This window comes from Luteimonas aestuarii (assembly GCF_004357985.1).
Lineage (GTDB): Bacteria > Pseudomonadota > Gammaproteobacteria > Xanthomonadales > Xanthomonadaceae > Luteimonas > Luteimonas aestuarii.
This window is the reverse complement of record NZ_SMTF01000009.1, coordinates 1-24903: the sequence shown is the minus strand read 5'-3', so window position 1 is coordinate 24903 and position 24903 is coordinate 1. Positions and strand designations below refer to the sequence as shown.

Here is a 24903-nt window from a genome sequence, read left to right as displayed (position 1 = left end):
CAGGCCACGGAGAGTCGTTATCGTCAATCGCGCGTGCGCCGCGGCTTGCGCTCGACCGTCAGCAGCGACAGCGCGCGGCCATCCGGCAGCCGGTACTCGAGGGCGTCGTCGAGCGCATCCAGTGCCTCCATCCGCTGGCACAGCGCTTCGGCATCGCGCTCCAGTGCCTTCGCGCGGGGCTCGACGATGGCTTCGATGCGGCCGTCGAGGTCCTGCTCGATGCGTTGGAAGCGCGACGCATCGCCGCTGAATGCGGCACGCAGCGCGCCACTGACCACGTCGCCCACCAGGGTCGGCACCACGTCGCCGATGGCGTTGCCGATGGCCGCGCCCAGCGCATCGCCATGGAAGCGCTCGGGCGTGATGGCCTGTTGCAGGCGGTCGTCGATGGTGGTCCGAGCCTCGTCGAGCTTGCGGCGCGTGGCGGCGGGATCGTTGCTGAACGCGGCCGCCACTTCGCCGATGGCGGCCAGCGCGATCTGGGCCGCCTCGCGTCCGATGCGCTGCGCCAGCGGCATCACCGCGCGCGCGCCACGCTCGTACTCGCGGATGCGGCGGCGGTCGTCGGCACTGACCTGCACCCAGGCATCGTCGATGAACAGGCCGCCGTCGCGCATCAGCACCCGCGCCGGCGTGCCGTCCTTGCGCGTGAACACCACGCTACGTTCAGTCAGATGGAAGCTGTAGTCGCTGCTGACCTGGCAATCGGCGTCGATGGTCACGCCGCGCCCCAGGTTCGTCTTGCCCACCTGCGCGGTCGCCGCGCTGGACATGAACGCCAGCGCGATGCCTGCCACCCATGCCCTGCCCGCCATTGCATCCCCTCGCGGTCGATCGATGGCCACATCCTGCGCCGCGCCGCGGTTCTTCGCCCGTGCCGGTAGAGGGTATGACCTTCGTCACGCCTGCACACGGCGGTCATGGCGGTGAACACAACCCGAAGAAGTTCGCGCGCATCGGCCGGTCGGGCAAGGTGTGTTCATGCGCGACTCGATACGGTGCGCGCGTCCCGGACATTCCGGCGACGGAACAACATCCAGAAGAAGGAGATTCCCCCATGCGTTACTTGCGCCATTTGACGATTGCCGCCGCCGTTTCCCTCGCGATTTCCCCCGTTGCGTTCGCGCAGCAGTCCGACACCGCGTCGGGCAAGCGTTTCTCGGTGGTGGGCAGCGCCACCATCCTGCAGCCCGACTCCGATCCGCTCCCGGGTTCGCGCATCGACATCGATGGCGACGTGGCACCGACGCTCAGCGCGTCCTACCACTTCACCGACAACATCGCCGTGGAAATGTGGGGCGCCGCCGATCGCTTCAACCACCGCGTGCGCGGCGACCAGGGCAAGATCGGCACGGTCGACGCCCAGCCGATCGCGCTGAGCGGCCAGTACCACTTCGGCGACGCGGACAACATCTTCCGTCCGTTCGTGGGCCTGGGCTACCACCAGACCAATTTCAGCCGCGAAGACCTCAGCAGCCTCAACGCGGACGGTGAGCATGTCAGCCTGACGTCGCCGCGCGGCGCCGTGGGCACCGTGGGCGTGGACATGAACATCAACCCGACGTGGTTCGCGCGCGTCGACGCACGCTACCTCGACGGCAAGGCCGACCTGAAGCAGGCCGGCGAAACCGTCACCCGCGACGCCCGGATCAATCCGTGGACGGTCGGCGTGGGCCTGGGTGCGCGCTTCTGATGCGTTGAGCCACGCCATGGCCAGGCTGCATCGGCAGCCCGGCACGCCTCGGCAACGGACCCTGCGGGGTCCGTTGTCGTGTGTGGAGGCACCGCGCGCGGTCGTGCCACTGTCAGCGGCGCATGCCTACCCGGCGCGCATGCCGGCGCACGCGCAGGTGCAGGCCGGCGCTGTACGCCAGGTGGTAACCCAGCAACAGCCCGCCCATCGCCAGCAGGCTGCCGTAACCCTCCAGCCACGGCCACGGCAGCGTCGCCGCCTCGCCGACCCACCCGCGATGCCAGGCCTGCCACGCGCCCAGTAGCGCGCGGAGTGCGACCAGCAGGGTCAGCGCCAGCACCAGCCAGGGCGGCGAGGTGAAGTGGATGGCGTCGATGCCCTGTTCGAAGCGCGTCAGCGCCAGCCCCAGCACTCCCACCATGCCCCCGGCAAGCAGGCCGAGCATGGCATTGGGCAACGCGGCATCGATCCAGCGCCCGCCGACCCATGCACCCACCACGAACAGCAGCAGGGCAACGGCCAGCAGGCCGAGGTTGAGCAGGATCATCCACGGCCATGCCCGCCGCCGGGAGCGGCCATGCCGGTAGCGCTGCCACAGGCCCAGCGGCCACAGCAGCAGGCCCAGTGCCAGCAGCAGAAGAAGGAAGACCGGCAGCAGCAGGAGCAAGGGCATCGCGGGATGCTACCCGCGCATCGTCGCGGCGATGTTATTGCCCCGCGGCCGCGACCACGCGTTCGCGCCGGATCAGGTACAGGCCGCTGGCGATGATGATGGCGGCGCCCACCCAGGTCATGCCGTCCGGCAGCACCGCCCACAGCGCGAGGTCCAGCGTCACCACCCAGAGCAGCGAGGCGTATTCCAGCGGCGCGATCTGGCTCGCTTCGCCCAGCCGGAACGCATGCGTCAGCGCCACCTGGCCCAATGCCCCGGTCAGTCCCACGATGGCGATGGCGGGCAGGTGCGCACGCTGCAGCGGCTGCCAGTCGAACACCGCCACTGCGCCGGCGAACACCGCCAGCAGCACCAGGAACCAGAACACCATGGCTTCCGGGCTGTCGCGCAGCGCCAGTTTGCGCACGGTGACCACGGCCACCGCATAGCACAGTGCCGCCAGCACCACGGCCAGGCCGGCCAGCGTGCCCACGCCTTCGCCGGTGGGCCGCAGCACCACCAGCACGCCCAGCAGGCCGACCGCGATCGCCGCCCAGCGCCGGGGCCCGACCTTCTCGCCCAGCAGCGGCACCGCCAGCGCGGTCACCATCAGCGGCGCCACGAACACGATGGCGTAGGCGGTGGACAGCGGCATCCGCGCCAGGCCGTAGACGAAGCCCGCGATCATGCCCACGCCCAGCAGGCCACGCGCGACGTGCAGCGGCCAGTGCACGCGCAGCAGGCTGCCGCCGCGACCACGCAGCACGATCCACAGCAGCACCAGCGGCAGCGCGGCCAGGCTGCGCAGCGTGGCGACCTGGAAGGGCGGGTAGTCGTTCGAGATCCACTTCATGCCCGCATCCATGCAGGCGAACAGCAGTCCCGCCGACAGCATCCAACCCGCGGCCGCCGCCGGGCGCGACGACGCGGCAGGGGTCATGTGTCGGCCTTCAGGCTCGCGATGTCGATCACGAAGCGGTAACGCACGTCGTTGCGCAGCATGCGTTCGTAGGCGTCGTTGATCGCGTCGATGTCGATCCGCTCGATGTCCGCGGCGATGCCGTGTTCCGCGCAGAAATCCAGCATCTCCTGCGTCTCGGCGATGCCGCCGATCATCGAACCGGCCAGGCTGCGGCGCCTGGCGACCAGCGGGAACGCCGAGATCGCGGCCGGCTCGGGAATGCCCAGCAGCACCATGGTGCCGCCGACCTTCAGCAGGCCGAGGTAGGCGTTGTAGTCGTGCCGTGCCGAGACGGTATCGAGCACCAGGTCGAAGCGGCCGGCATGCGACTTGAACACCTTGCCGTCGCCGGTCGCGGCGAAGTCGTGCGCGCCCAGTGCGCTGGCGTCCTTGCGCTTGGCTTCGGTGGTGCTGAGCACGGTCACCTCGCAGTCCATCGCGGCGGCCAGCTTCACCGCCATGTGGCCCAGCCCACCCAGGCCGACCACGGCCACCTTGTCGCCCGCCTTCGCCTTGAAGTACCGCAGCGGCGAGTACGTGGTGATGCCCGCGCACAGCAGCGGCGCGGCGGCATCGAGCGGCATGCCCTCCGGGATGCGCAGCACGTAGTCCTGGTCGACCACGATCCGCGTCGAGTAACCGCCCTGCGTGGGCACGCCGGTGCCGCGCTCGCGCGCGTTGTAGGTCGCGGTCATGCCTTCGTCGCAGTACTGCTCCAGCCCGGCCTCGCACTGCGGGCAGGTGCGGCAGGAGTCGACGAAGCACCCCACGCCGACGGCATCGCCCACCGCGTATTTCGTCACCTCGCCACCGACCGCCGACACCCGGCCGACGATCTCGTGGCCCGGCACCATCGGGAAAATGGAACCGCCCCACTCGTCGCGCACCTGGTGGATGTCGGAATGGCACACGCCGCAATACAGGATGTCGATCTGCACGTCGCGCAGGCCCGGATCGCGGCGCTCGATGGTGGCGGGCGCGAGCGGCGACGTGGCGCTGGCGGCGGCGTAGGCCGGGATCGTGGACATGCGGGGGCTCCTGTCGGGACGGGCATTCTCGCCGATATCCACCGCGACACGGCAACGACGGGCAGGCGCCTTGCCCGTACCCCGTATGCTCACGCGGACGACCGCCCACGCCACGCATGACCCGCCAGCACCTCGAACGCCACCAGCTCGGCTGTTACCTCGCGGCCATCGCCATCGGCCTGCTGCTGGGCCGCCACGCGGCAGCCGCGGCCGCGATCGCCGACGGGCTGCTGATGCCGCTGCTGGGCCTGCTGCTGCTCGCCACCTTCAGCCAGGTGTCGCTGCTGCAGTTGCGCGGCGCACTGGCCGACACGCGCTTCTGCGCGGCGGTCGTGGTCGGCAACTTCGTGCTGGTGCCGCTGCTGGCCTGGGCGCTGGCGCGTTGGTTGCCGTTGCCGCCGCCCGCGCGGCTGGGCCTGCTGCTGGTGCTGCTGGTGCCGTGCACGGACTGGTTCATCACCTTCACCCAGCTCGGCCGAGGCGACGCCGCGCGCGCGATCGCGGTCACGCCGCTCAACCTGCTGCTGCAGCTCCTGCTGTTGCCGCTGTACCTGTGGTGGATGCACGATCCAGCGCATCCCCTGCCGGCCCTGCACGTGGCGCCACTGCTGCTGGTGCTGGCATTGCCACTGGCGTTGGCGATCGCGATGGAACTCGCGCTGCCGCACAGCCCGCAGCTGCGGGCAGCGCGCTATCGACTGGGCGCCTGGCCCGTCCCGCTGCTGGCGCTGGTGCTGATGGCCGTGGCCGCGACGCTTGGCCCCGCACTCGAGGATGCGGTCGCATTGTTGCCGCTGCTGGTGCCGGCCTTCGCCGGCTACCTGCTGCTGTCCGCAGTGCTCGCGCGCGCGCTCGCCCGTGCGTTCGCCCTGCCCGCGCCGCACGGACGCACGTTGGCCTTCAGCCTCGGCACGCGCAACTCCTTCGTGGTGCTGCCGCTGGCGCTGGCGCTGCCGGCGGGCTGGGAACTGGCCGCCGCGGCCATCGTCACCCAGACGCTGGTGGAACTGCTGGGCATGCTGGCATGGCTGCGCTGGATGCCACGCCTGCTCCGCTGACGCCGGGCGCATGCGTTAGCATGCGACGCCCGGTGGCGCGGAATGCCGCGCCCATGCGACAAGGAGCCGCGCCATGCCTTCGTTCGACATCGTGTCCGAAGTCGATACCCACGAACTCACCAACGCCGTCGACCAGGCCAATCGCGAGCTGTCCACGCGCTTCGACTTCAAGGGCGTGGACGCGAAGTTCGATCGCGACGACGCGGTGATCACCCAGTCCGCGCCCAGCGAGTTCCAGCTGCAGCAAATGACCGACATCCTGCGTGCGCGGCTGATCGCGCGGAAGATCGATGTGCGCTGCCTCGAGTTCGGCGACGTCGACAGCAACCTCGCCGGGGCACGGCAGAAGGTCACCGTGAAGCAGGGCATCGAACGCGACCTGGCGAAGAAGATCCAGTCCGCCCTCAAGGAAGCGAAGCTGAAGGTCGACAGCCAGATCAACGGCGACAAGCTGCGCGTGACCGGCAAGAAGCGCGACGACCTGCAGGCCGCAATGGCCCTGCTGCGCGGCCAGGACTTCGAGCTGCCGCTGCAGTTCGACAACTTCCGAGACTGACGCGCGCGTGGCCGACCTGGACGAAGCCGCCGTCCTTGCCGAAACCCGGCGCTGGATCGAGCGCGCGGTGATCGGCCTGAACCTGTGCCCGTTCGCCAAGGCGGCGTACGTGCGCCAGCAGGTGCGGGTCGTCGCCAGCGACGCCAGTACGGCCGACGCCCTGCTGGAAGAGCTGGGCGAGGAGTTGCTGCGCCTGCGCGACACGCCTGCCGAGCTCATCGATACCACCCTGCTGGTGCATCCACTCGTATTGCAGGACTTCCTCGACTACAACGACTTCCTCGACCGCGCCGATGCCCTGGTCGAGTCGCTGCAGCTGGAAGGCGTGCTGCAGGTCGCCAGCTTCCACCCCGACTACAAGTTCGCCGACAGCGATGCGGATGATGTCGAGAATTGCACCAACCGGTCGCCCTACCCGACCCTGCACCTGCTGCGCGAAGACAGCATCGACCGCGCCGTGGCCGCGTATCCGGACCCGGGGGTCATCGTGGAGCGCAACATCGAAACCTTGCGCGGGCTCGGTGCAGAGGGATGGATGCGCTTGCTCGGCGACGACACTACGCATTGAGCCTGCAAATCGACGGAATTCGACAGGCTTGTGCAAAGTTCGACGAAGCCACTGCGTTCCGCCCTGAAGCGCGGGCTACTTTCCTTGCCGGCACACTGCGAAGCGAACGGCAAAGCCGGTCAAGGAAGTAACCAAAGAAATGCCTTTCCCCGACGAAGCTCACGTTTCTGGTTGGACTCGACGGGATTTTTCGACAGGACATCCGTGTCCTGTCGAGAACGTCCGGCTTGTCCGCTGCGCGACCAGGTCCAGCCCGCGCTTGCGGCGCGGGCGTTCGCCAATGCGCGCGCCAGTGGCGCGCAAGCGCGCATCGGCTCACCCATGCCGGCCGCCTCCGGGTCTGTCAGCAGCATCTCCGCTGAACGTGCGGCAAGGGCCGCCGCCCTCATCCCGGCGATCGATCCCGCCCAGCGCCCTATCGCTGCATACCGAACAGGCGCACCACATCGTCCGCCGTCGCCATGCGCCACCGGCCGTCGTCCAGCCCATCGAGCGACAGGCCGCCCACCCGACTGCGATGCAGCGCCTCGACATGGTTGCCGACGGCGGCGAACATGCGCCGCACCTGGTGGTAACGGCCTTCGGTGAGTACGAGGCGCGCATGGGTGGCGTCGATCACTTCTAGCACCGCCGGCCTGAGTGGCGTGGTTTCGGATTCCAGCATCAGCGTGCCGCTGGCGAACACGTCGGCTTCGTCGCCGCGCAGTGGCCGTGCCAACGTCGCCTCGTACACTTTCGGCAGGTTCGACTTCGGCGAGATGATCCGGTGCAGCAGTTGCCCATCATCGGTCAGCAGCAGCAGGCCGCTGGTGTCGCGATCCAGCCGGCCCACGGTGGACAGCACCGGATCGCGCAGGCGGTAGCGCGGCGGCAACAGGTCGTACACCAGCCTGCCGGCGTCCTTGGTCGAACAGGTCACGCCGGCCGGCTTGTGCAGGAGCAGCAGCATGCCGGGCGCGGGATCGAGCGGTTCGCCGTCGATGCGGATCGCATCATGCGCAACCTTGTCATCGGCATACAGCACCTCGCCCTGCGCATCGGTGATGCGCCCCTCACGGAACAGCCACTGCACCTGCCGACGGCTGCCGTAGCCGAGGTTGGCGATGTGCTTCACCAACTTCACGTCGACTTCCTCGCCTCGACCACCTTGAAGCCGCCCTGCTGCGCAACGGTGCGGGCGCTGGCGAAGCGCGCATCCAGCACCTGCTCGTAGGGCAGCTGGCGGTTGGCGACCAGCCACAGCACGCCACCGGGCCGCAGCGCATTGGCCGCCGCCGCAATGAACGCACGACCGATGTCGGGCCGTGCATCGCCGCCAAGCGCATGGAACGGCGGGTTGCTGACGATGAAGTCGTAGCGGCGCGGCAATCCTTGCGTCACGTCGCGCCACAGGAAGTCGAGCGCCACGCGCGGCGCATGCGGCGCGAGGTTGTTGCGGGCGCAGGCCAGTGCACGGGCTTCGGCCTCCACCACGTCGAGCGCGGTGACGCCCGTGCAGCGCGACAGTACGGCATCGGACAGGTAGCCCCAGCCGGCACCGAGGTCGGCGCCGTGTCCGCGCAGCGCGTCGGGCAGGTGCTGTGCCAGCAGCTTGGAGGCCGCGTCGATGCGATCCCAGGCGAACACACCCGGCCGGCTGGTGTAGCGACCATCGAGGATCGGTCGCGGCGCATCGAGCGCCCGCCACACCTGCGCCAGTTCGCTGTCGGCGCCATTGCGCGCGGCGTGGAACACGCGACACTTGTGCTTGCTGGCGACGTGCGCGCCACCGAACAGCCGCTCGAAATCCGCCTGTCCCGATTTTGCACCGGCATCGTTGGCCATGCTGGCCACCACTACGCCGCCGGGCGCGGTGGATGCCCAGGCGCGAGCGAACAGCGCGCGCGCCTCGTCGCGCTGGCGCGGCGGCAACAGCAGCACCAGCCCGAAGCGTGCATCGCTGCCATCGTCTTCGGCGCGTGCCTCGAATCCCGCGCGCTGCAGGGCGTCGAACGCGGGCCGGAAGCCCTGCTCGCAGACCAGCCCCGGCCGCGGACGCGCGAACAGCGCCACGCCCTCGCGCGCGCGCAGGAACAGCGTGCCATCGGCCGGCCACGGCACGGTGCCGTCGTCGATGGGCAGGAACAGGGCGTCGAGCGCGGGATCGGCCATGCAGGCGGGCGGTGCGGAACGGATCACGATTCTAGCGATGCGGGTCTGGCGATGCCCGCCGCCGTGTTCAGCGCCGGGACGGTCGGCAATGCCCGGCACATGAAGTCTTGACCCGCACGCAACATCCCGATCGGCAACGTGTCCGTGCGAATCCCCCGACTGATAAGGAGACCGGCATGACCTTCCGCGCACTGTTCGTTGGCGGCGTGATCGACAACAACGAGATCGACATGGATGTCGGCGAGCCGCCGCTGAACTACCCGCCGGAAACCGGCAATGGCGTGTCGCGTTACCGGCTGCAGGCGATCGGCAAGCACGACGATACCGTCGCCTGCGCCGTCTATGGTGCGCCCGGCCTCGATCCCGATGAGGTGCTGCGCGTCAGTGACGAGCGCGCCTACGCCCGCCGCTTCCACGCCGAGCTGACGCCAACCGGCTGAGGCCCATGGCGCGCCGCTCAGGCCAGTGCCTGCGGCACGTCCTGTCGCGCAATCGACAATGCGGCACGCAGGCCCGCCGACAGCCCAAGGCAGGCGATGCCGGCCGCGGCCCATTGCGCGGCATCGCCACCCAACGCCTGTGTCGTCCACGCCCACCACTGCCCCCCGTACAGCACCAACGCGCCGAGTGCGCAGAGGGCGAGCAGCACCATCAGTCCGTTGATCAGGGCACGTTCGAAACGCGCGTCATGGCGCGTATCGATGCGCACCCGCGCCTGCACGCGCCGCAGGACGGTATCGGCGAAATCCGCCGGTGGGCGCGATCGCGGTTGCGCGCGCAGCGCACGCGCCAAGAGGGCATCGCGCGGGTCCGCCGCTCGCGACAGCGCGGTTTCCTGCGCAAGCCAATCCTCGTGGCCGCGATCCGGTCCCGCGTGCGGCGGACGTGGCGTGTTCATGCAGCGGCTCCCAGGTGCGGTTCCAGCAGCGCGCGCAGTTGCCGGCGGCTGCGGAACAGGTGGCTCTTGATGGTGCCATCGGCCAGGCCGGTGGCCTGTGCAATCTCGGCGATGGACAACTCTTCCATGTGATACAGCGACAGCAGCGTGCGCTGCAAGGGCGGCAGCGTGTCGATGGCGGCATGCAGGCGCGCCACGGCCGCTTCCGAAGCGACGGCATCCTCCAGATCGAACCCGTCGCCCACGTTCCCGGCCAGCGACATGCCGTCGGCATCGAACGCCGGCTCGGCCAGCGGGATGCGCTTCTTCTCGAGGTGGCGCTTCGCCACCGAATACGCGACCTGTGCGATCCACGACTTCAGCGCACTGTCGCCGCGGTACTGGTGCAGCGCCTGGTGGATGCGCAGGAAGGCTTCCTGGCAGAGCTCACGCGTGTCCTCGGGATGCCGGACCATGCGGTCGATCACGTGCCAGCACAGCCCCTGGTAATCGCGCACCAGCCGTTCGAACGCACCCGGCGTGCCGGCCAGCACGGCATCGGCCAGCGCGCGGTCGGCGCGCAGCACGTCTTCGGGGTGGTCGGAGGGCGCCATCGGGGACAGGGATACGCCCGGGGCGATGGCGGTTGCAAGGGCAGGAGGTCAGCCCCCGACGCACGGCAGGCCGGCTGCAACCGATCCGCCGGACGCGGTATCTCCTGTCCCGAACCCACCGCTCCCACCCACAGACCGGAAGCACCGCCATGCAATTCGAATTCCTCGTCCCGATCGTCCTGTTCGTCTGCATCTACCTCGCCATCAAGGCCGTGGTCGAGGCCTATGCCCGCCGCAAGCTGGTCCAGTCCAACGGTTCGGAGGACATGCTGCGCACCATCATCGAAGGCGAAGAAACACGTCGCCGCCAAGGCAGCCTGCGCTGGGGCGTGATCCTGGTCGCGCTGGCCGTCGGCTTCGGCCTGCTGGAAGCCTTCGACTGGCAGCGGGCCTCGCCCGGGCTGTTCGCGATCCTGCTGGCCGCCACCGGCCTGGGCAACCTGGCCGCGTTCTACATCGCACGCCGGGTGAAGTAGGCCGTGCCTCCATGGCGACGTCCTGCCTGCGCAGGGCGTCGTTGCTACGCCGCGGCCACCCGGATGCGGATGTCGTCGATGTCGACCACCTGCCCCGCCCGGATCTTGCAGGTCTTGCGCAGTTCCACGGCGCCATCCACGCGCACCGCGCCGCTGGCGACCAGAGCCTTGCCGGCGCCGCCGCTGTCGACCATGCCGACCAGCTTGAGCAACTGGTTGAGTTCGATGTAGTCGCCATCGAGTTCGAATGCGGTCTCGTCCACGCCCGGCCTCCTCAACCCTGCAACTCGCGCAGCGTCGCCGACGGCGGCGCATCCAGCACGCGGCGGGTGGCGAACAGGCCCGCCAGCAACGTCACCAGCACGCCCACGCCACCGCCCACGATCGCCAGCATCGGATTGGGCCGCCACGGCAGGTCGAACACCTGGACCGCGACCACACCCGACAGCACCGACGCCGCGATCGCCGCGACCAGCCCCGAGAGCAGGCCGATCGCCGCGAACTCCGACACCTGCGCCATCCGCAATTGCCGGCGGCTGCCGCCCAGCGCACGCATCACGCCGCCTTCCAGCAGGCGCTCGTCCTGGCTGGCGCTCACCGCCGCCAGCAGCACCAGCACGCCGGCCAGCAGCGAGAACCAGAACACCACCTGCACCACGGTCGAGACCTGGTCGGCGGTGGAACGCACCTGCGCCAGCACCGCATCGACGTCGATCACCGACAGGTTGGGGAAGCGTTGCACGAGTTCCGCGGTGAAGCGCACCTGTTCCGGCGGCACCTGCACCGCGGTGATGTGGCTGGCCGGGTAGCCCGACAGCGCGCCGGGCGAGGCGAGCACGAAGAAGTTGGGCTGGAAGCTCTCCCAGTCGACGCTGCGCAGGCTGGTGATCGGCGCTTCGAAGCGCTGGCCGGCGATGTCGAAGGTGATGCGGTCGCCGATCGACCAGCCGAGTCCCTTGGCGAAGTTTTCTTCCACCGACAACTCGGGCGCGGCAGGCGTGCCGGTCCAGAACGTGCCGGCGGTGACGCGGTTGTCGTCGCGCAGCGCGTCGGCCATCGACAGGTTGAACTCGCGTTCGGCGCGTCGTTGTGATTCGCGGTCCTGCTCGGCATCGCCGGTGCGATTGGCGTAGTCGGCGCCGGTGACCGGCGTGCCGTTGCGTTCGACCAGGCGCGCCCGGATCATCGGGAAAAGCACCGGCTCGGCCACGCCGCGCGTCGCGATGAAGTCGCGCACGTCGGCGATCTGGTCGTCCTGCACGTTGATGATGAAGCGGTTGGGCGCGTCCTGCGCCAACGACAGCTGCCAGCGATCCAGCAGGTCGGTGCGCACGAAGGTGAGCAGCAGCAGCGCCATCAGGCCCAGGCCCAGCGCGCTGACCTGCGCGATGCTGGTGCCGGCGCGGCGACTGACGTTGGCCAGGCCGTAGCGCAGCGATCCGCGCAACCGCGAACGCAAGCGGCGCACGGCGAGGATCAGCCCCCACGCGATCAACGCCAGCACCGCCAGCGTCGCCGCGATGCCGACCAGCATCGCCAGCGCCAGCGTCGCCGAGCCCGCCTGCCACCACAGCAATGCGGCCAGTCCGCCGAACCCGGCCAGCGCGACCAGCCACGCCGACGGCTCCGTGCCGTCGAGGTCGCGCCGCAGCACGCGCAACGCAGGTACGCGACGCAGCGCCAGCACCGGCGGCGCGCCGAAGGCGAGCAGCACCACCAGCCCCACGCCATACCCGCGCAGCGCCGGCCACGCGCTGGCCGGCGGAATCTCGACCTCCAGTGCCGACGACAGCCAGCCCGCGATCGACCACTGCAGCGCGAACGCAATGGCGATCCCGATGGTGCAGGCGATCAACCCGAGCAACAGCAGCTCCCCGACATGGATGCCCACCAGCGTCTTCTGCTGCGCGCCGAGGCTGCGCATCACCGCCACGCCCGACAGGTGCCGCTCGCTGTGGCGCCGCGCCGCCATCGCCACCGCGACGGCGGCCAGGATCACCGACACCAGCGCGGCGAGGCCAAGGAAACGCCCGGCACGGTCGAGCGCGGAGCGCACTTCCGGACGCGCATCGGTGATCGTCTCGATGCGCTGGCCGCGGCCGAGGTTGTCGCGCGCGGTCGCGGTGAAGCGCTCGACGGCGGCGGCATCGCCGGCCACCACCAGCCGGTGGCGGATGCGGCTGCCGGGCTGCACCAGCCCCGTGGATTCCAGGTCGGACAGGTTGAGGAAGGCCTTGGGCGCGACGTTGAAATAGTCGATCGAGGCATCCGGCTCCTGTACCACCAATGCGGCGAGGCGGAACGTGCGCGTACCGATGCCGACCGCGTCGCCGATGCGCGCGCCCAGCGTGTCGGCACCGGCGCGACTGAGCCACAGCGTGCCGGGCTCCGGAATGGCAGCGGCATCGCGCTCGGTGCCATCCTCGCCGACGATGCGGAACACCCCGCGCAGCGGGAAGCCATCGCCCAGCGCGCGCAGGTCACCGAGCCGCAGCTGCGCATCGGCGCCGTCGCCGACGCGGATCATGCTGTCGAGCTCGACCGTCTGCGTGCGCTGCAGGCCGGGTGCGTTGGCGGCTTCGTCGACGGCCCCGGAGATCGGCGCATCGGCGCGCACCAGCGCGTCGCCGCCCAGCAGCCGGTTGGCTTCCATCGCCAGCGCGCGCTCGGCGCGGTCGGTGACGAAGCCGACGGAGGCCACCGCCACCACGGCCAGCACCAGCGCCGCCAGCAGGATGCGGATGTCGCCGGCGGCCAGGTCGCGGCGCAGCTGCCGCCATGCGAGGGAAAGTGTCCTCATCGCGCCACGCTCCCGTTGAGACGCAGGATCCGCTCGTCACCCCTGCGCAGGCGGGGGCCCATGGACGTTGCCCTCATCGCTTTTCATCCGCGACCAGTCGGCCACTGTCCAGTCGCAGCAGGTGGCGGCAACGTTCGGCGAGGTGGTCGTCGTGCGTGACCAGCACCAAGGTGGTCCCGGCTTCCTGGTTCATCGCGAACAGCAGGTCGATGATCGCTTGACCGGTCCGGGTGTCGAGGTTGCCGGTGGGCTCGTCCGCGAACAGCAGCGCCGGCCGGGTCACGAACGCGCGCGCCAGGGCCACGCGCTGCTGCTCGCCTCCGGACAATTGCTTCGGATAGTGGTTGAGGCGCTCGCCCAGGCCCACTTTCCCGAGCATCGCACGCGCCGGCGCATCCACCTCCGCGTCGCCGCGCAGTTCCAGCGGCAGCATCACGTTCTCAAGCGCGGTCAGCGACGGCAGCAGCTGGAAGTTCTGGAACACGAAGCCGACCTTGTCGCCGCGCACCCTGGCGCGGCCATCCTCGTCCAGCGTGGAAATGGTTTCGCCATCGATCTCGACATGGCCATCGCTGGGCGTATCCAGCCCGGCCAGCAGCGACAGCAGCGTGCTCTTGCCCGAGCCGGACGCGCCGATCACCGCGACCACGTCGCCGGAGGCGATCTCGAAGTCGACGTCGCGCAGGATCACCAGTTCGCCGGAGGGCAAGGGCACGCGCTTGCCCAAGCCTGCGGCGCGCAGAGCCGGGGCGCGCGCCCCGGCGGCGGTGGGGGAGGTGGTCGGTGTCGCGACGGCATCGGCCATGTTCATTCCGGATTCGCTAATGTGTGGGGGAGGCGTCCGGGTCCGGTGCGCCGAAACGACGCAAGGATCGAACATGAGATCAGGTTATGCGGGCAGGCCCCGCGCGATGCAATGGGCCACAAGTCTATGCATCCTGCTGCTGGCCTTTTGCGTACAGGCCCACGCGCAGCCCTCGTTGGCCCCGGCCGTGGCCAACGACCAGCGCACCCTCCTGGTGATGGGCGATTCGCTGTCGGCCGGTTACAACATGTCCGCCTCGCAGGGCTGGGTGGGGCTGCTGGGCCAGCGGCTGGCCCGTGAGAAGCCCGGCTGGCGCGTGGTCAACGCCAGCATCAGCGGAGAGACGACGGCGGGCGGCTCGGCACGCATCGTCGGCGAAGTGCTGCGCCACCAGCCCGACGTGGTGGTCATCGCCCTGGGGGCCAACGATGGCCTGCGCGGCCTGCCGCTCAGCGAAGCGCGCCGCAACCTGGCGCGGATGATCGGCGCCTCGCAACACGTCGGCGCGAAGGTGCTGCTGGTCGGCATGCGCATGCCGCCGAACCTGGGTGCCGATTACACCGCGGGTTTCGAGCGCAACTACCGCGACCTGTCGCAGCTGTTCGACACGGCGCTGCTGCCGTTCCTGCTGGAGCCCATCGCCATGGACCGCGAGGCCTTCATGGACGACAACCTGCACCCCACCGTCGCCGCGCAGCAGAAACTGCTCGACCACGTGTGGCCGGCACTGCGGCCGTTGCTCGACTGATTCACTGCACGCAACAACAACGCATGCCACGTCGACAGCCAAAGTACGACCGTTTGTCGGCACGCCGATATTTCCCCGAAAAACCACTTGCGCTTTGCAACTGGCGCGGGTAACGTGCGCGCCCTTCGTCGCCGCGCGCGACAACACCGCGCAACTTCCCTTTCGATGAAAACCTTCCCGTACATCGCCAAGCCCATGCCATCGCGTGAACACCGCGATGCGGCCGCGTACGCGCTGCGGAATGGTTGCGCGCGACTGCAGGGCCTTGTCCCGATCGACTGATCTTCACCACGGAGACCGGTCACCCCGATCTCCGAGGAACGCGAACGCCCTCGGATTGACCCCCGGGGGCGTTTTGTTTTTGCGCGTTTGCAAACGGAGATCGGCGAAATACGCACGACTGCGACTGCATCCCGTGGCATCCGGGCCAGGACGGCTCGCGGATCGGGATTCCCGCAAGGCGTTGCCACTGGCGTGGCGAGAACGCTGCGTCCCCGATGCCGGACGCGGGCGGCGGGCGGTCGCGGCCATGCGGAACGAATTGCCGATTGGCGACAGTCGGCAATGTGGAGCATCGATCGAACACGTTCCAGCGGCACGGGCTTGCGTCCCGTCCGGTGCGCGCGGCGCTGCCGTGGCGTATGCCGAAGCGTGCAAGACGGTATTCCGCGAGCGGGCGATAGCTCAGAGGCAGAGCAGCGGCGCGAGCCGTTGGCCACCGGTTCGAATCCGGTTCGTCCACCACTGGATAGCTCAGATGGGTAGAGCATCGGAATTTCAATCCGAGTGTCGCGGGTTCGAATCCCGCTCCAACACCAGACTGTGAATCTGGAACCAGGGGCGCAAGCCCCACACGGGAAACGCCCGGTGCGGCGTACCGGCTCCACGCAAGGGAATGCGTGGCGGCACACCGCAGCGGAGACGATGCCGACGTCGCGTCCTCGAAGCCGATGCCTCCCGCGCCAACCACGATCCACGGATCACGGACGCGCGGCCAAGCCTCCGCCGACAGCACCGATGGTTCGCATCGCCTTCGTCAGCGGGCGTTTCCACCTCATTCGACATTTCGTGTTCCTCGCGCAAGCCGAGGACGACGGACAGACCGGACACCGCGGCCTTCGATCCCCCGCGGCGTTCTTCCACGAAGGGATCGAACCACCAGAGCCAACAAGGAGGACACCACCATGTTCTGGACCAAGAGGGTCGTGATCGGTGACGGCGAGCGCGGCCTGGTGTATCGCAACCGTCGATTCGAGCGCGTGCTCGACGCAGGCGTGTATCGCTGGTTCGACCCGATGCGCCGGATCGAGGTACGCGTGCACAACGTCGCATCGCCGGAGTACATCGGCAGCGACATCGACGCGCTGGTCGCTTGCCTCGGCACGCGACTTGGCGAGACTTTCATGCTGGCGGACATCGGCGAGGCCGAAGTCGGCATCGTGCTGAAGAACGGCAAGCTGGAGCAGGTGCTCGCACCCGGTTCGCGCAAGCTGTTCTGGCGTGCACTGGCGAGCATCGAGCTGCGCACGCTGGCGCTCGACGCTTCGATGGAGGTCGATGCTGCCGTGGCCCGCAGGCTGCGCCAGCTCGGCGCGCTGTCCAAGCTCGCCGTCGTGGCCGAGGTGCCGGCGGAATCCGCCGGCCTGGCGTACATCGACGGCAAGATCGATCGCACGCTGGCACCGGGCAGTTACGCCTTCTGGAATTTCCAGAAGAATGTGGCCGTCGATGTCGTCGACCTGCGCGTACAGTCGGTGGAAGTCTCGGGCCAGGAGCTGTTGACCCGCGACAAGGTCAGCCTGCGCGTGAACCTCGCCGCCAGCACCCGCGTCACCGACGTGGTGGCCGCGCGGACCAGGGTCGCGAAGATCGGCGATTTCGTCTACCTCGAGTTGCAGTACGGCCTGCGCAAGGCGGTTTCCGGCAAGACGCTGGATGAACTGCTGGGCGACAAGGCTTCGCTCGATGCCGATATCTTCGCCTACGTGCGCGGCCAGCTCACCGGCCTCGGCGTGGAGGTGCTGGGCGTTGGCGTGAAGGACGTGATCCTGCCGGGCGAGATGAAGGAGATCCTCAACGGGGTGGTGCAGGCGGAGAAGACGGCGCAAGCCAACGTGATCCGCAGGCGCGAGGAGGCGAACGCCACGCGTTCCCTGCTCAACGCCGCGAAGCTGATCGACGAGTCCCCGGTGCTGATGCGCCTGAAGGAACTGGAAGCGCTGGAAAAGGTCACCGAGAAGATCGACAAGCTCACCGTGTTCGGCGGCCTGGATGGCGTGCTGAAGCAATTGGTGACGTTGAAGTAGCACGGCCCGGCGCGGTGGACGGAACCACCGCGCGGGCTTCAATGGAGTGAATACATGAACATGCAATCCCGATTCGAACTGCTGCACGTCGAGGGCGGCAACACCCCGATCAAGGGCTGGGTGCGCGGCGTTCCGCTGGAGTCGCAGGCGCACGAGCAACTGCGCAACATCGCGTCGATCCCGTTCGTCGGGCCCTGGGTCGCGGTGATGCCCGACGTGCACCTGGGCAAGGGCGCGACCGTGGGCTCGGTGATCCCGACCCGCGGCGCGATCATCCCGGCCGCGGTGGGCGTGGACATCGGTTGCGGCATGGCCGCGGTACGCACCACGCTACGCGCGCAGGACCTGCCCGACAGCCTGGCGCAGATCCGTTCAGGCATCGAGCGCAGCGTGCCGGTCGGCAATGGCCGCGGCGGCGAGCACTGGAAGCTGCCCGACAGCATCGGCACGCGCATCGCGCAATCCGGGCTGGTCGAGCGGCTGGACGCGATCAAGCAGAAGCACCGCAAGGTGCGTACCGACAAGCTCGGCTGCCAGATCGGCACGCTGGGCGGCGGCAACCACTTCATCGAGCTCTGCCTCGACGAAAGCGATGCCGTGTGGGTGATGCTGCACAGCGGTTCGCGCGGCACCGGCAACCTGATCGGCACGTACTTCATCGAACAGGCACGCAAGCAACTCGAACACCGCGTGCTCGGTTTCCATCTTCCGGACAAGGACCTCGCGTTCTTCATGGAAGGCGAGCCATTGTTCGACGACTACGTGGAAGCCGTCTCGTGGGCACAGGACTACGCCCGCGAGAACCGCGAGGCGATGATGTCGCGGGTGCTTGCGGAACTGCGCCACCGCCTGCCGAAGTTCCAGCTGGAGAAGATGGCGGTCAACTGCCACCACAACTACGTGCAGAAGGAGTCGCACGGCGGCGTGGACCTGCTGGTCACCCGAAAGGGTGCGGTCAGTGCGCGTGCCGGCGAGCTGGGGATCATCCCGGGCAACATGGGCGCGAAGAGCTTCATCGTGCGCGGCAAGGGCAATGCGGACAGCTTCCACAGCTGCAGCCACGGCGCCGGCCGCGTGATGAGCCGCACCGCCGCGCGCCAGCAGATCACACTGGCGCAGCACCGCGAGGCGACGGCCCACGTCGAATGCCGCAAGGACGCCGGCGTGATCGACGAATCGCCGGCTGCCTACAAGGACATCGATGCGGTCATGGCCGCGCAGTCCGACCTGGTTGAAGTGGTCCACACGCTGCGCCAGGTGGTGTGCGTGAAGGGTTGAGGACGGGGCGGGCTTCGGCCCGCCCCATCGTTTGCTGAACGTGGCCACCGCCGCCTGCGACGCCTCGCCCCCCCTCGCCGTATTCACCCAGGCAGACCGGATGCCAACCGCCCCAAGGCGTAGTATCCGCCCATGGCCTTTCCCGGAGATGCCTGATGAAACGCCTCACCCCGCTGCTGCTTGCCCTCGCACTCGCCGCCACGGCGGCCGACGCCCGGGTGCGCAACGTCACCGATGCCGACGCCCCGCGCAGCCTGTCGGCCGATGGTCCGGTCGCGGTGCAATGGAACGATCCGGCCGGGTTCACCGAACTGAAGTTCAGTGGTAACCGCTGGGAATCGCAGCGCGGCAACTGGGTGTTCCAGCTCGCCGACCACCTGCGGAAGGAAGCCGAGAAACGCCTGCCCGAGGGCGAACGGCTTGAAGTCACCATCAACGACATCGATCGCGCGGGACGTTACGAGCCGGGTCGCGGCATCCACATGGATTCGATCCGGATCATGCGCGACTTCTACCCGCCGATGATGGACCTCACGTTCACGCGCTACGACGCCGCCGGCAACGTGGTCGACGAAGGCGAACGCCGGCTGCGCGACACCATGTACCTCAGCAACGCCTCGATCGGCCGCAGCAGCGACAGCCTGCGCTACGAAAAGCAGATGATCGACGACTGGCTGCGCCGCGAGCTGGGCCAGCGCATCGCCACGCGCTGAGCGCGATCGCGCGCCGCGTTGCTGCAATCGGCACGCAGAAGAGCCCCGGCACGGCCGGGGCTTTTCCGTTCGACGGCATCGCCGCCCGCGCAGGCGCGCGCCGTCAGCGCACGCTGTGCAGGAAGTGCATGTGGCGGTGGTACTGGTCCAGCACGTCGTGGATCACGTCGTCCTTGCGCCAGCCCATGATGTCGTAGTCCTGGCCGCCTTCGCGCAGGTGCACCTCGGCGCGGAAGAACGTCGCCTCGTCGCTGCGCGTGCGCCGCGGGTCTTCCAGCACGAACGAGGGCGGCTGGTACGGGATCGGGCGCACGGAGTAGAAGAAGTCCATCTCCTCGCCGTGGCCCACCTCCACCCAGACGCGGCCATCCTCGCCCACGTCGACGCGCGCAGGCAGGCCTTGCGCCTGCAGCTCGGTCGCCACGTCGTGCAGCGCGGGCCTGACGGTCTCGCGCAGGAAGCCGATCACCTCGCGGCGACGCGGCTGGTGCACCAGCGTCTGCAGCCGCGTCTTCCAGTCGACGCTGCCGCCGCCGGCCAGCGGCACGAAACGGGCTTCGCGCATCGTGGTGCGCTTCACCAGCTCCAGCCGCATCGCACGCACCATGCCCCAGCACATCAGCAACATGACCACGGTGAATGGCAGCGCGCTGGCGATGGTGGCCGCCTGCAGCGCGCCAAGGCCACCGGCGGCCAGCAGCGTGGCGGCGATGGCCCCCTCCAGCACCGCCCAGAAGGTGCGCTGCCAGGTGGGTGATGCTTCATCGCCGCCGGAGGTCAGCATGTCCACCACCAGCGAGCCGGAGTCGGACGAGGTGACGAAGAAGGTGATCACCAGCAGCGTCGCCACCAGCGAGGTGATGCTGGCCAGCGGCAGGTTCTCCAGGAACTGGAACAGCGCCACCGAACTGTCCGCGGCCACCGCTTCCACCAGTCCCTGGGCACCATCGACCATCACCATGTGCAGCGCGGTGTTGCCGAAGAACGTCATCCACATGAAGGTGAAGCCCAGTGGCACCAGCAACACGCCGACCACGAACTCGCGCACCGTGCGCCCGCGCGAGACGCGCGCGATGAACATGCCCACGAACGGCGACCACGCGATCCACCAACCCCAGTAGAACAGCGTCCAGCCACCGATCCAGCCGGTCGGCTCGTAGGCGTAGAGGTTGAAGGTCATCGAGAACAGGTTGGACAGGTACATGCCGGTGTTCTGTACCAGCGCCTGCATCAGGTACACGGTGGGGCCGGCCACCAGCACGAAGGCCAGCAGGCCCACCGCCAGGATCATGTTGAGCTGCGACACGCGACGGATGCCCGAGTCCAGCCCCAGCCCCACCGACAGCGTGGCCAGCACGGTGATGCCCGCGATCAGCCCCATCTGCACGCCGATGCCGACGGGTACGTCGAACAGGTAGTTCAGCCCCGCGTTGACCTGCATCACGCCAAAACCCAGCGACGTGGCCACGCCGAACAGCGTGCCCAGCACCGCGAAGGTGTCCACCGCATGGCCGATCGGGCCGTGGATACGATCGCCGATCAATGGATACAACGACGAGCGGATGGTCAGCGGCAGGCCGTGCCGGTACGCGAAATACGCCAGCGACAGCGCCACCACCGCATAGATCGCCCAAGCGTGCACGCCCCAGTGGAAGAAGGTCACGCGCATCGCCTGTCGCGCCGCGGCCACGGTTTCCGGATCGCCCACGGGCGGCGTGGCGTAATGCATGATCGGCTCGGCCACGCCGAAGAACATCAGGCCGATGCCCATGCCGGCCGAGAACAGCATCGCGAACCACGACGCGTAGCTGTAGTCGGGCACGCTGTGGTCCGGGCCCAGCTTCAGCCGGCCGAAGCCGGAGAAACCCAGCACCACCACGAACACCAGGAAGCCCGCCACCGCCAGCACGTAGAACCAGCCGGCGGTCTCGACCACCCAGGCCTGTGCGGCACCGAACAGGCTGTCGGCAACGTCGGGCGCGATGATCGCCAGGGCCACGAAGGCCAGCGTCAACAGCGCCGAGGTGATGAAGACGGGGGGATTGATCCGGTACCAGGTCGGTTTGGCGTCGGGCGTGGTGCTCATGCGGGTCTCCTCGTTGCCGGCCGGTGCGTGGCCGGTGTCCCCTTGCGCGCGGCGGCCGTGGCAGCCGCCGGCCTCGTCAGAAATAGAATCCGATGTTGATGTTCAGCCGCGAGCGCCAGCCATCGCCGCCGGGTTCGTCGATGCCGACGCCAGGTCCGCCTGCGAACCACATGTTCTTGCCGGCGATCCAGTCGACATAGGTGAACGACTTGCCCTTGGCGAAGCTGCAGCCGGTGACGTTCTGCCACGACTCACGCAATCCGGGGTCGCTGCGCACCGGCCGGGTGCTGCTGAGGTTGTTGTAGCAGGTAATGCCATCGAACCAGCCGCTGCGGGGCAAGGCGTAGGCCACGTTGAGCGTGGGCACGTCGGCCTCGGCGGCAATGTCGAACGGGAACAGGAACGCCGACAGCGATACCCGCGCCTCCGGCACGTCGTAGCGGTAGCGTGCCCACTGCGCCTGCCAGGTCCAGGCATCGCGCGACCATTGCGCATGCAGCGCGGCACCGTGGTGGCCGTGGTGGCCATCGCGCGCGCGGTCCTCGATGCGGCCGGTGAATGCCGACACGCCCAGCGCCAGTTCGCCGCCTGCCCAGTCGCGCGTGTTTTCGTAGCGCAGGTTGAGGCGCTCGCGTTCGCGATAGGGATGGTCATCGGTGGTCGCCACGTCGAACGAGTAGCGTCCAGGACGTCCGCCGGTGCCGTATTCGTCGGCGAAGAACACGCCCGCGTGCCACTGGTGCGCGCCGTCGCCACGCCGCCAGACCACGCCCAGGTCGTAGTCGTCCTCGATGCCGAGGTAATAGCCCGAACCGAACCAGAAACTCTGCGCGGCATACGGCAGCAGGCCGAACGGCACCTGCTGGATGCCCACGCGCACATCGGAGGCTTCGTCGATCTTCCAGCCGCCCCAGGCGTGGTGCACGGCGTCGAAGCCGTCGTACCAGCGGTACTGCAGCGAGAAGAACGCGTTGCCGGCGGAACCACTGGCATCCACGCGCACCAGTTCCGGCTCGAAGCCGCTGCTGGACCCGTAATCGAGCCAGCCATAGTTGAACCGGACGGCGCCGCCGAGATTGAACTCCGGCTCGTCCGCCTTCGCCGCCGCCGGCGACAGCGTCCATGCGGCAAGCAGGCATGCGACCGCCTTGATGAATCCCTCGGGCACCAGCCCTCCCCTTCGCATCCTTGAACCGCGACACGCTAACAGCCGTTTTGCGCACCGCACAAACCACCATGGGTGGGATGAATGGACGGATTTCCCTGCAATCGCAGGCGGCCAGTGGGACGGCAGCATCCCGAGGCTTCCGGCTGCCGGGATTGCATTGGCCGGGTCCAGCCACGATCTTGCGTGGAATGCGTGATTCCCACCGCCCTCGGCCTTCACCACCGTGACCATCTACGTCGACGATGCCGTCACCCTCTGGCGTGGCCAGCGTTGGGCGCACCTGATGGCCGACACACTGGATGAACTGCATGCCTTCGCCGCGCATCTGGGCATGCCCCGGCGCGCGTTCCAGAACAAGACCAGCGGTGCGCACTACGACGTGACGGCCGAGATGCGGGAGCGGGCGATCGCGCTGGGCGCCGTGCCGATCTCGCGCCATCGCGATCGCGCCCTGGTGCGTGCAGTGATCGCCCGCGCACGTGCCCAGGGCCGCGGCGAGGCGGACTGAACGCCGCCGCGCGCGATTCCGCCGCTATCCTTCCGCCCATGCGTCCCCGCCACGTCCGCGTCACCCGCTATGTCACCCCGCTGCGCGAGGGCGGTTCGATGCCGGCCGTGGTGGAAGCCGACGACCAAGGGCTGTACGTGCTCAAGTTCCGCGGCGCCGGGCAAGGGCCACGCGTGCTGGTGGCGGAATGGATCGTCGGCCAGCTGGCGCGCACGCTGGGCTTCGACGTGCCCGAGATCGTGTTCGCCGACCTCGACCCGCTGCTCGCACGGACCGAGGGCGATCCCGAGATCCAGGACCTGATCCGCGCCAGCGGTGGGCTCAACCTGGCGATGGACTACCTGCCGGGCGCAGCCAACTTCGATCCGCTGGCGTGGACGCCCGACCCCGCACTGGCCGCGCGCATCGCCTGGTTCGACGCCTTCACCAGCAACGTCGACCGCACCGCGCGCAATCCCAACCTGATGCTGTGGCACGACCGGCTGTACCTGATCGACCACGGTGCGGCGCTGTATTTCCATCACGGCTGGGATGGCGATACCGGGCGCGCGGAAGCCGCGTTCCCGCTGATCCGCGACCACGTGTTGCTGCCTTGCGCCGGCGACATCGCCGCGGCGGACGCGGCGCTGGCCGCGCAGCTCGACGACGACACCCTGCGCGCCATCGTCGCGCAGGTCCCGGACGACTGGCTGGAGGCACCCGACGCCTTCGCCGACGCCGCCACCCAGCGCGCGGCATACGCCGAGTACCTCATCCGCCGCCTGCGCCATCGCGACGCCTTCGTCGAGGAGATCATGCGTGCCCGCGCCTGACATCTACGACTACGCCGCGATCCGGCTGGTCCCGCGCGTCGAACGCGGCGAGTTCATCAACGTCGGCATCCTGCTGTCGTGCGCCGCGCGCGGGCACCTCGACGTGCGCATCGAACTCGACGCCGCGCGCGCGCTTGCGCTCGACCCGGGACTGGACCTGGCGCTGGTGAAGCGCCTGCTGGGCGCGATCGAATCGATCTGCCGCGGCGGGCCCGATGCCGGGCCGATCGGGCAGTTGCCGCCGCGTGCGCGCTTCCACTGGCTGACCGCGCAGCGCAGCGCGATCGTGCAGACCTCGCCCGTGCACAGCGGCCTGTGCGACGACTTCGACGCCACGATGGCGCATCTGCTGGAGCGCATGGTCCGCGTGCCGCGGCCGCGCTGAGGCCCTCGGCTACAATCGCGCTCTACATGACGACCCGACCGCCCGCATGACCGACACCCCGCCCGATCGCCTCAGCAACGACCCGCGCAGCAAGTTCCATGACGCCGCCGCACTGGAGCGCGGCATCGGCATCCGCTTCAAGGGCGTGGAACGGCACGACGTGGAGGAATACTGCATCAGCGAGGGCTGGATCCGCGTGGCGATGGGCAAGGCGCTCGACCGCCGCGGCCAGCCGATCACCATCAAGCTCAGCGGCCCGGTGGAAGCCTGGTTCAAGCTGCCGGCCGAGTGACGCCGCACGCGTCGCGGGCTTGATGCAAGCCATTGCCGCCAGCATGTCAGGTGTTCACCGAGGAGTGCCGCCATGACCCGTTTCAACCTGTCCCCGCCCAGCGACGCGCAGCGCGCCGACATCACCGCCACGCTGTCGGCCGAGGAGCGCCACGTCCTGCTCTCGCACGGCACCGAGGCCCCGTTCTGCGGCGTGTTCCTGGACAACAAGCGCGAAGGCAGCTACGCCTGCCGGTTCTGCGGCCTGCCGCTGTTCCGCTCCAGCGCCAAGTTCGACTCCGGTACCGGCTGGCCGAGCTTCTTCGCACCGTTCGATCCCCGACACATCCGTTACATCCGCGACACCAGCCACGGCATGATCCGCACCGA

29 protein-coding genes and 1 tRNA gene are annotated in these 24903 nt (G+C 68.9%); 16 read left to right on the top strand and 14 right to left on the bottom strand.

Going from position 1 to position 24903, the window contains the following annotated elements; all coding sequences use genetic code 11:
- Nucleotides 1-23: 23 nt before the first annotated feature.
- Nucleotides 24-815, bottom strand: coding sequence for a DUF2884 family protein (locus tag E2F46_RS11285; protein WP_133322188.1), 792 nt, complete (start codon nt 813-815; stop codon nt 24-26).
- Between the two features lie 242 nt (nt 816-1057).
- On the opposite strand from E2F46_RS11285, the gene E2F46_RS11280 reads away from it, so the two are divergent.
- Nucleotides 1058-1693 (top strand): OmpW/AlkL family protein, encoded by a 636-nt coding sequence (locus E2F46_RS11280; protein ID WP_133322187.1) that lies wholly within the window; start codon nt 1058-1060, stop codon nt 1691-1693.
- A 112-nt stretch (nt 1694-1805) separates the two neighbouring features.
- On the opposite strand, the gene E2F46_RS11275 is transcribed toward E2F46_RS11280, so the two are convergent.
- Genes E2F46_RS11275 through E2F46_RS11265 form a run of 3 tightly spaced genes read right to left on the bottom strand, consistent with a single transcriptional unit; the run spans nt 1806 to nt 4334 of the window.
- The gene (locus tag E2F46_RS11275; RefSeq protein WP_133322186.1) at nt 1806-2366 is read right to left on the bottom strand and encodes a DUF1453 domain-containing protein; all 561 of its coding nucleotides are present in this window, start codon (nt 2364-2366) and stop codon (nt 1806-1808) included.
- Nucleotides 2367-2400: 34 nt separating this feature from the next.
- Complete coding sequence (locus E2F46_RS11270) at nt 2401-3285, bottom strand: DMT family transporter (RefSeq protein WP_133322185.1); 885 nt, start codon at nt 3283-3285, stop codon at nt 2401-2403.
- On the bottom strand, nt 3282-4334 hold the full coding sequence (locus E2F46_RS11265) for an NAD(P)-dependent alcohol dehydrogenase (protein ID WP_133322184.1): 1053 nt from the start codon (nt 4332-4334) through the stop codon (nt 3282-3284). Before E2F46_RS11265 ends, E2F46_RS11270 begins: the two co-directional genes overlap by 4 nt.
- Before the next feature lie 116 nt (nt 4335-4450).
- On the opposite strand from E2F46_RS11265, the gene E2F46_RS11260 reads away from it, so the two are divergent.
- From E2F46_RS11260 to E2F46_RS11250, 3 genes are all read left to right on the top strand, one after another.
- Nucleotides 4451-5392, top strand: a complete 942-nt coding sequence (locus tag E2F46_RS11260; RefSeq protein WP_133322183.1) for an arsenic resistance protein — start codon at nt 4451-4453, stop codon at nt 5390-5392.
- Between the two features lie 73 nt (nt 5393-5465).
- Complete coding sequence (locus E2F46_RS11255) at nt 5466-5948, top strand: YajQ family cyclic di-GMP-binding protein (protein ID WP_133322182.1); 483 nt, start codon at nt 5466-5468, stop codon at nt 5946-5948.
- Between the two features lie 7 nt (nt 5949-5955).
- A complete protein-coding gene (locus tag E2F46_RS11250; protein WP_133322181.1) occupies nt 5956-6516 on the top strand; it encodes a DUF1415 domain-containing protein in 561 nt (186 codons plus the stop codon).
- 119 nt (nt 6517-6635) lie between these two features.
- Here the strand turns inward: E2F46_RS11250 and E2F46_RS11245 are convergent, their stop codons facing one another.
- The 3 genes from E2F46_RS11245 to E2F46_RS11235 form a co-directional block, all read right to left on the bottom strand.
- A complete protein-coding gene (locus E2F46_RS11245; protein ID WP_133322180.1) occupies nt 6636-6869 on the bottom strand; it encodes a hypothetical protein in 234 nt (77 codons plus the stop codon).
- Between the two features lie 62 nt (nt 6870-6931).
- The gene (locus E2F46_RS11240) at nt 6932-7639 is read right to left on the bottom strand and encodes a pseudouridine synthase (RefSeq protein ID WP_133322179.1); all 708 of its coding nucleotides are present in this window, start codon (nt 7637-7639) and stop codon (nt 6932-6934) included.
- Nucleotides 7636-8667, bottom strand: a complete 1032-nt coding sequence (locus tag E2F46_RS11235) for a class I SAM-dependent methyltransferase (protein WP_133322280.1) — start codon at nt 8665-8667, stop codon at nt 7636-7638. The genes E2F46_RS11240 and E2F46_RS11235 overlap by 4 nt, the downstream gene beginning before the upstream one ends.
- A gap of 176 nt (nt 8668-8843) precedes the next feature.
- Between E2F46_RS11235 and E2F46_RS11230 the strand changes: the two genes are divergently transcribed.
- Nucleotides 8844-9107, top strand: coding sequence for a hypothetical protein (locus E2F46_RS11230; protein WP_133322178.1), 264 nt, complete (start codon nt 8844-8846; stop codon nt 9105-9107).
- A gap of 17 nt (nt 9108-9124) precedes the next feature.
- Here E2F46_RS11230 and E2F46_RS11225 read toward each other — a convergent pair whose 3' ends face one another.
- Both E2F46_RS11225 and E2F46_RS11220 read right to left on the bottom strand, forming a co-directional pair.
- Nucleotides 9125-9565, bottom strand: coding sequence for a hypothetical protein (locus E2F46_RS11225; RefSeq protein WP_133322177.1), 441 nt, complete (start codon nt 9563-9565; stop codon nt 9125-9127).
- On the bottom strand, nt 9562-10158 hold the full coding sequence (locus E2F46_RS11220; protein ID WP_133322176.1) for an RNA polymerase sigma factor: 597 nt from the start codon (nt 10156-10158) through the stop codon (nt 9562-9564). Before E2F46_RS11220 ends, E2F46_RS11225 begins: the two co-directional genes overlap by 4 nt.
- A gap of 149 nt (nt 10159-10307) precedes the next feature.
- On the opposite strand from E2F46_RS11220, the gene E2F46_RS11215 reads away from it, so the two are divergent.
- Nucleotides 10308-10634 (top strand): DUF6249 domain-containing protein, encoded by a 327-nt coding sequence (locus E2F46_RS11215; RefSeq protein ID WP_133322175.1) that lies wholly within the window; start codon nt 10308-10310, stop codon nt 10632-10634.
- A 44-nt stretch (nt 10635-10678) separates the two neighbouring features.
- Here the strand turns inward: E2F46_RS11215 and E2F46_RS11210 are convergent, their stop codons facing one another.
- From E2F46_RS11210 to E2F46_RS11200, 3 genes are all read right to left on the bottom strand, one after another.
- Complete coding sequence (locus E2F46_RS11210) at nt 10679-10897, bottom strand: RNA-binding S4 domain-containing protein (RefSeq protein WP_133322174.1); 219 nt, start codon at nt 10895-10897, stop codon at nt 10679-10681.
- Nucleotides 10898-10908: 11 nt separating this feature from the next.
- Entirely contained in the window at nt 10909-13434 is a 2526-nt protein-coding gene (locus E2F46_RS11205; protein WP_133322173.1) for an ABC transporter permease, read from the bottom strand.
- A gap of 73 nt (nt 13435-13507) precedes the next feature.
- Nucleotides 13508-14239 (bottom strand): ABC transporter ATP-binding protein, encoded by a 732-nt coding sequence (locus tag E2F46_RS11200; protein WP_133322172.1) that lies wholly within the window; start codon nt 14237-14239, stop codon nt 13508-13510.
- 106 nt (nt 14240-14345) lie between these two features.
- Here E2F46_RS11200 and E2F46_RS11195 point away from each other — a divergent pair, with 106 nt between their 5' ends.
- The 5 genes from E2F46_RS11195 (at nt 14346) to E2F46_RS11170 (ending at nt 19284) form a co-directional block, all read left to right on the top strand.
- Nucleotides 14346-14987, top strand: a complete 642-nt coding sequence (locus tag E2F46_RS11195; RefSeq protein ID WP_243720398.1) for an arylesterase — start codon at nt 14346-14348, stop codon at nt 14985-14987.
- A gap of 674 nt (nt 14988-15661) precedes the next feature.
- A tRNA-OTHER gene (locus tag E2F46_RS11190) sits at nt 15662-15731 on the top strand.
- A 440-nt stretch (nt 15732-16171) separates the two neighbouring features.
- Nucleotides 16172-17293: a slipin family protein gene (locus E2F46_RS11180; protein WP_133322171.1), complete on the top strand. Its 1122-nt coding sequence runs from the start codon at nt 16172-16174 to the stop codon at nt 17291-17293.
- A 54-nt stretch (nt 17294-17347) separates the two neighbouring features.
- Nucleotides 17348-18571, top strand: a complete 1224-nt coding sequence (locus E2F46_RS11175) for an RtcB family protein (RefSeq protein ID WP_133322170.1) — start codon at nt 17348-17350, stop codon at nt 18569-18571.
- 155 nt (nt 18572-18726) lie between these two features.
- Complete coding sequence (locus E2F46_RS11170) at nt 18727-19284, top strand: DUF3016 domain-containing protein (protein WP_133322169.1); 558 nt, start codon at nt 18727-18729, stop codon at nt 19282-19284.
- A gap of 103 nt (nt 19285-19387) precedes the next feature.
- Here E2F46_RS11170 and E2F46_RS11165 read toward each other — a convergent pair whose 3' ends face one another.
- Together E2F46_RS11165 and E2F46_RS11160 are read right to left on the bottom strand one after the other, a co-directional pair.
- Complete coding sequence (locus E2F46_RS11165) at nt 19388-21370, bottom strand: BCCT family transporter (protein ID WP_133322168.1); 1983 nt, start codon at nt 21368-21370, stop codon at nt 19388-19390.
- A 76-nt stretch (nt 21371-21446) separates the two neighbouring features.
- On the bottom strand, nt 21447-22538 hold the full coding sequence (locus tag E2F46_RS11160; protein ID WP_243720397.1) for an OprO/OprP family phosphate-selective porin: 1092 nt from the start codon (nt 22536-22538) through the stop codon (nt 21447-21449).
- A 223-nt stretch (nt 22539-22761) separates the two neighbouring features.
- Between E2F46_RS11160 and E2F46_RS11155 the strand changes: the two genes are divergently transcribed.
- The 5 genes from E2F46_RS11155 to E2F46_RS11135 form a co-directional block, all read left to right on the top strand.
- Nucleotides 22762-23046 carry a DUF4031 domain-containing protein gene (locus E2F46_RS11155; RefSeq protein WP_133322167.1) on the top strand — a complete coding sequence of 95 codons (285 nt, stop codon included), beginning with the start codon at nt 22762-22764 and terminating at the stop codon, nt 23044-23046.
- Between the two features lie 38 nt (nt 23047-23084).
- The gene (locus E2F46_RS11150; RefSeq protein ID WP_133322166.1) at nt 23085-23858 is read left to right on the top strand and encodes a HipA family kinase; all 774 of its coding nucleotides are present in this window, start codon (nt 23085-23087) and stop codon (nt 23856-23858) included.
- The gene (locus E2F46_RS11145; protein WP_133322165.1) at nt 23845-24243 is read left to right on the top strand and encodes a DUF3037 domain-containing protein; all 399 of its coding nucleotides are present in this window, start codon (nt 23845-23847) and stop codon (nt 24241-24243) included. The genes E2F46_RS11150 and E2F46_RS11145 overlap by 14 nt, the downstream gene beginning before the upstream one ends.
- 46 nt (nt 24244-24289) lie before the next feature.
- Nucleotides 24290-24535: a DUF3297 family protein gene (locus E2F46_RS11140; protein ID WP_133322164.1), complete on the top strand. Its 246-nt coding sequence runs from the start codon at nt 24290-24292 to the stop codon at nt 24533-24535.
- Nucleotides 24536-24607: 72 nt separating this feature from the next.
- The coding region (locus tag E2F46_RS11135) for a peptide-methionine (R)-S-oxide reductase (protein ID WP_207949568.1) at nt 24608-24903 on the top strand (296 nt) is incomplete at its 3' end.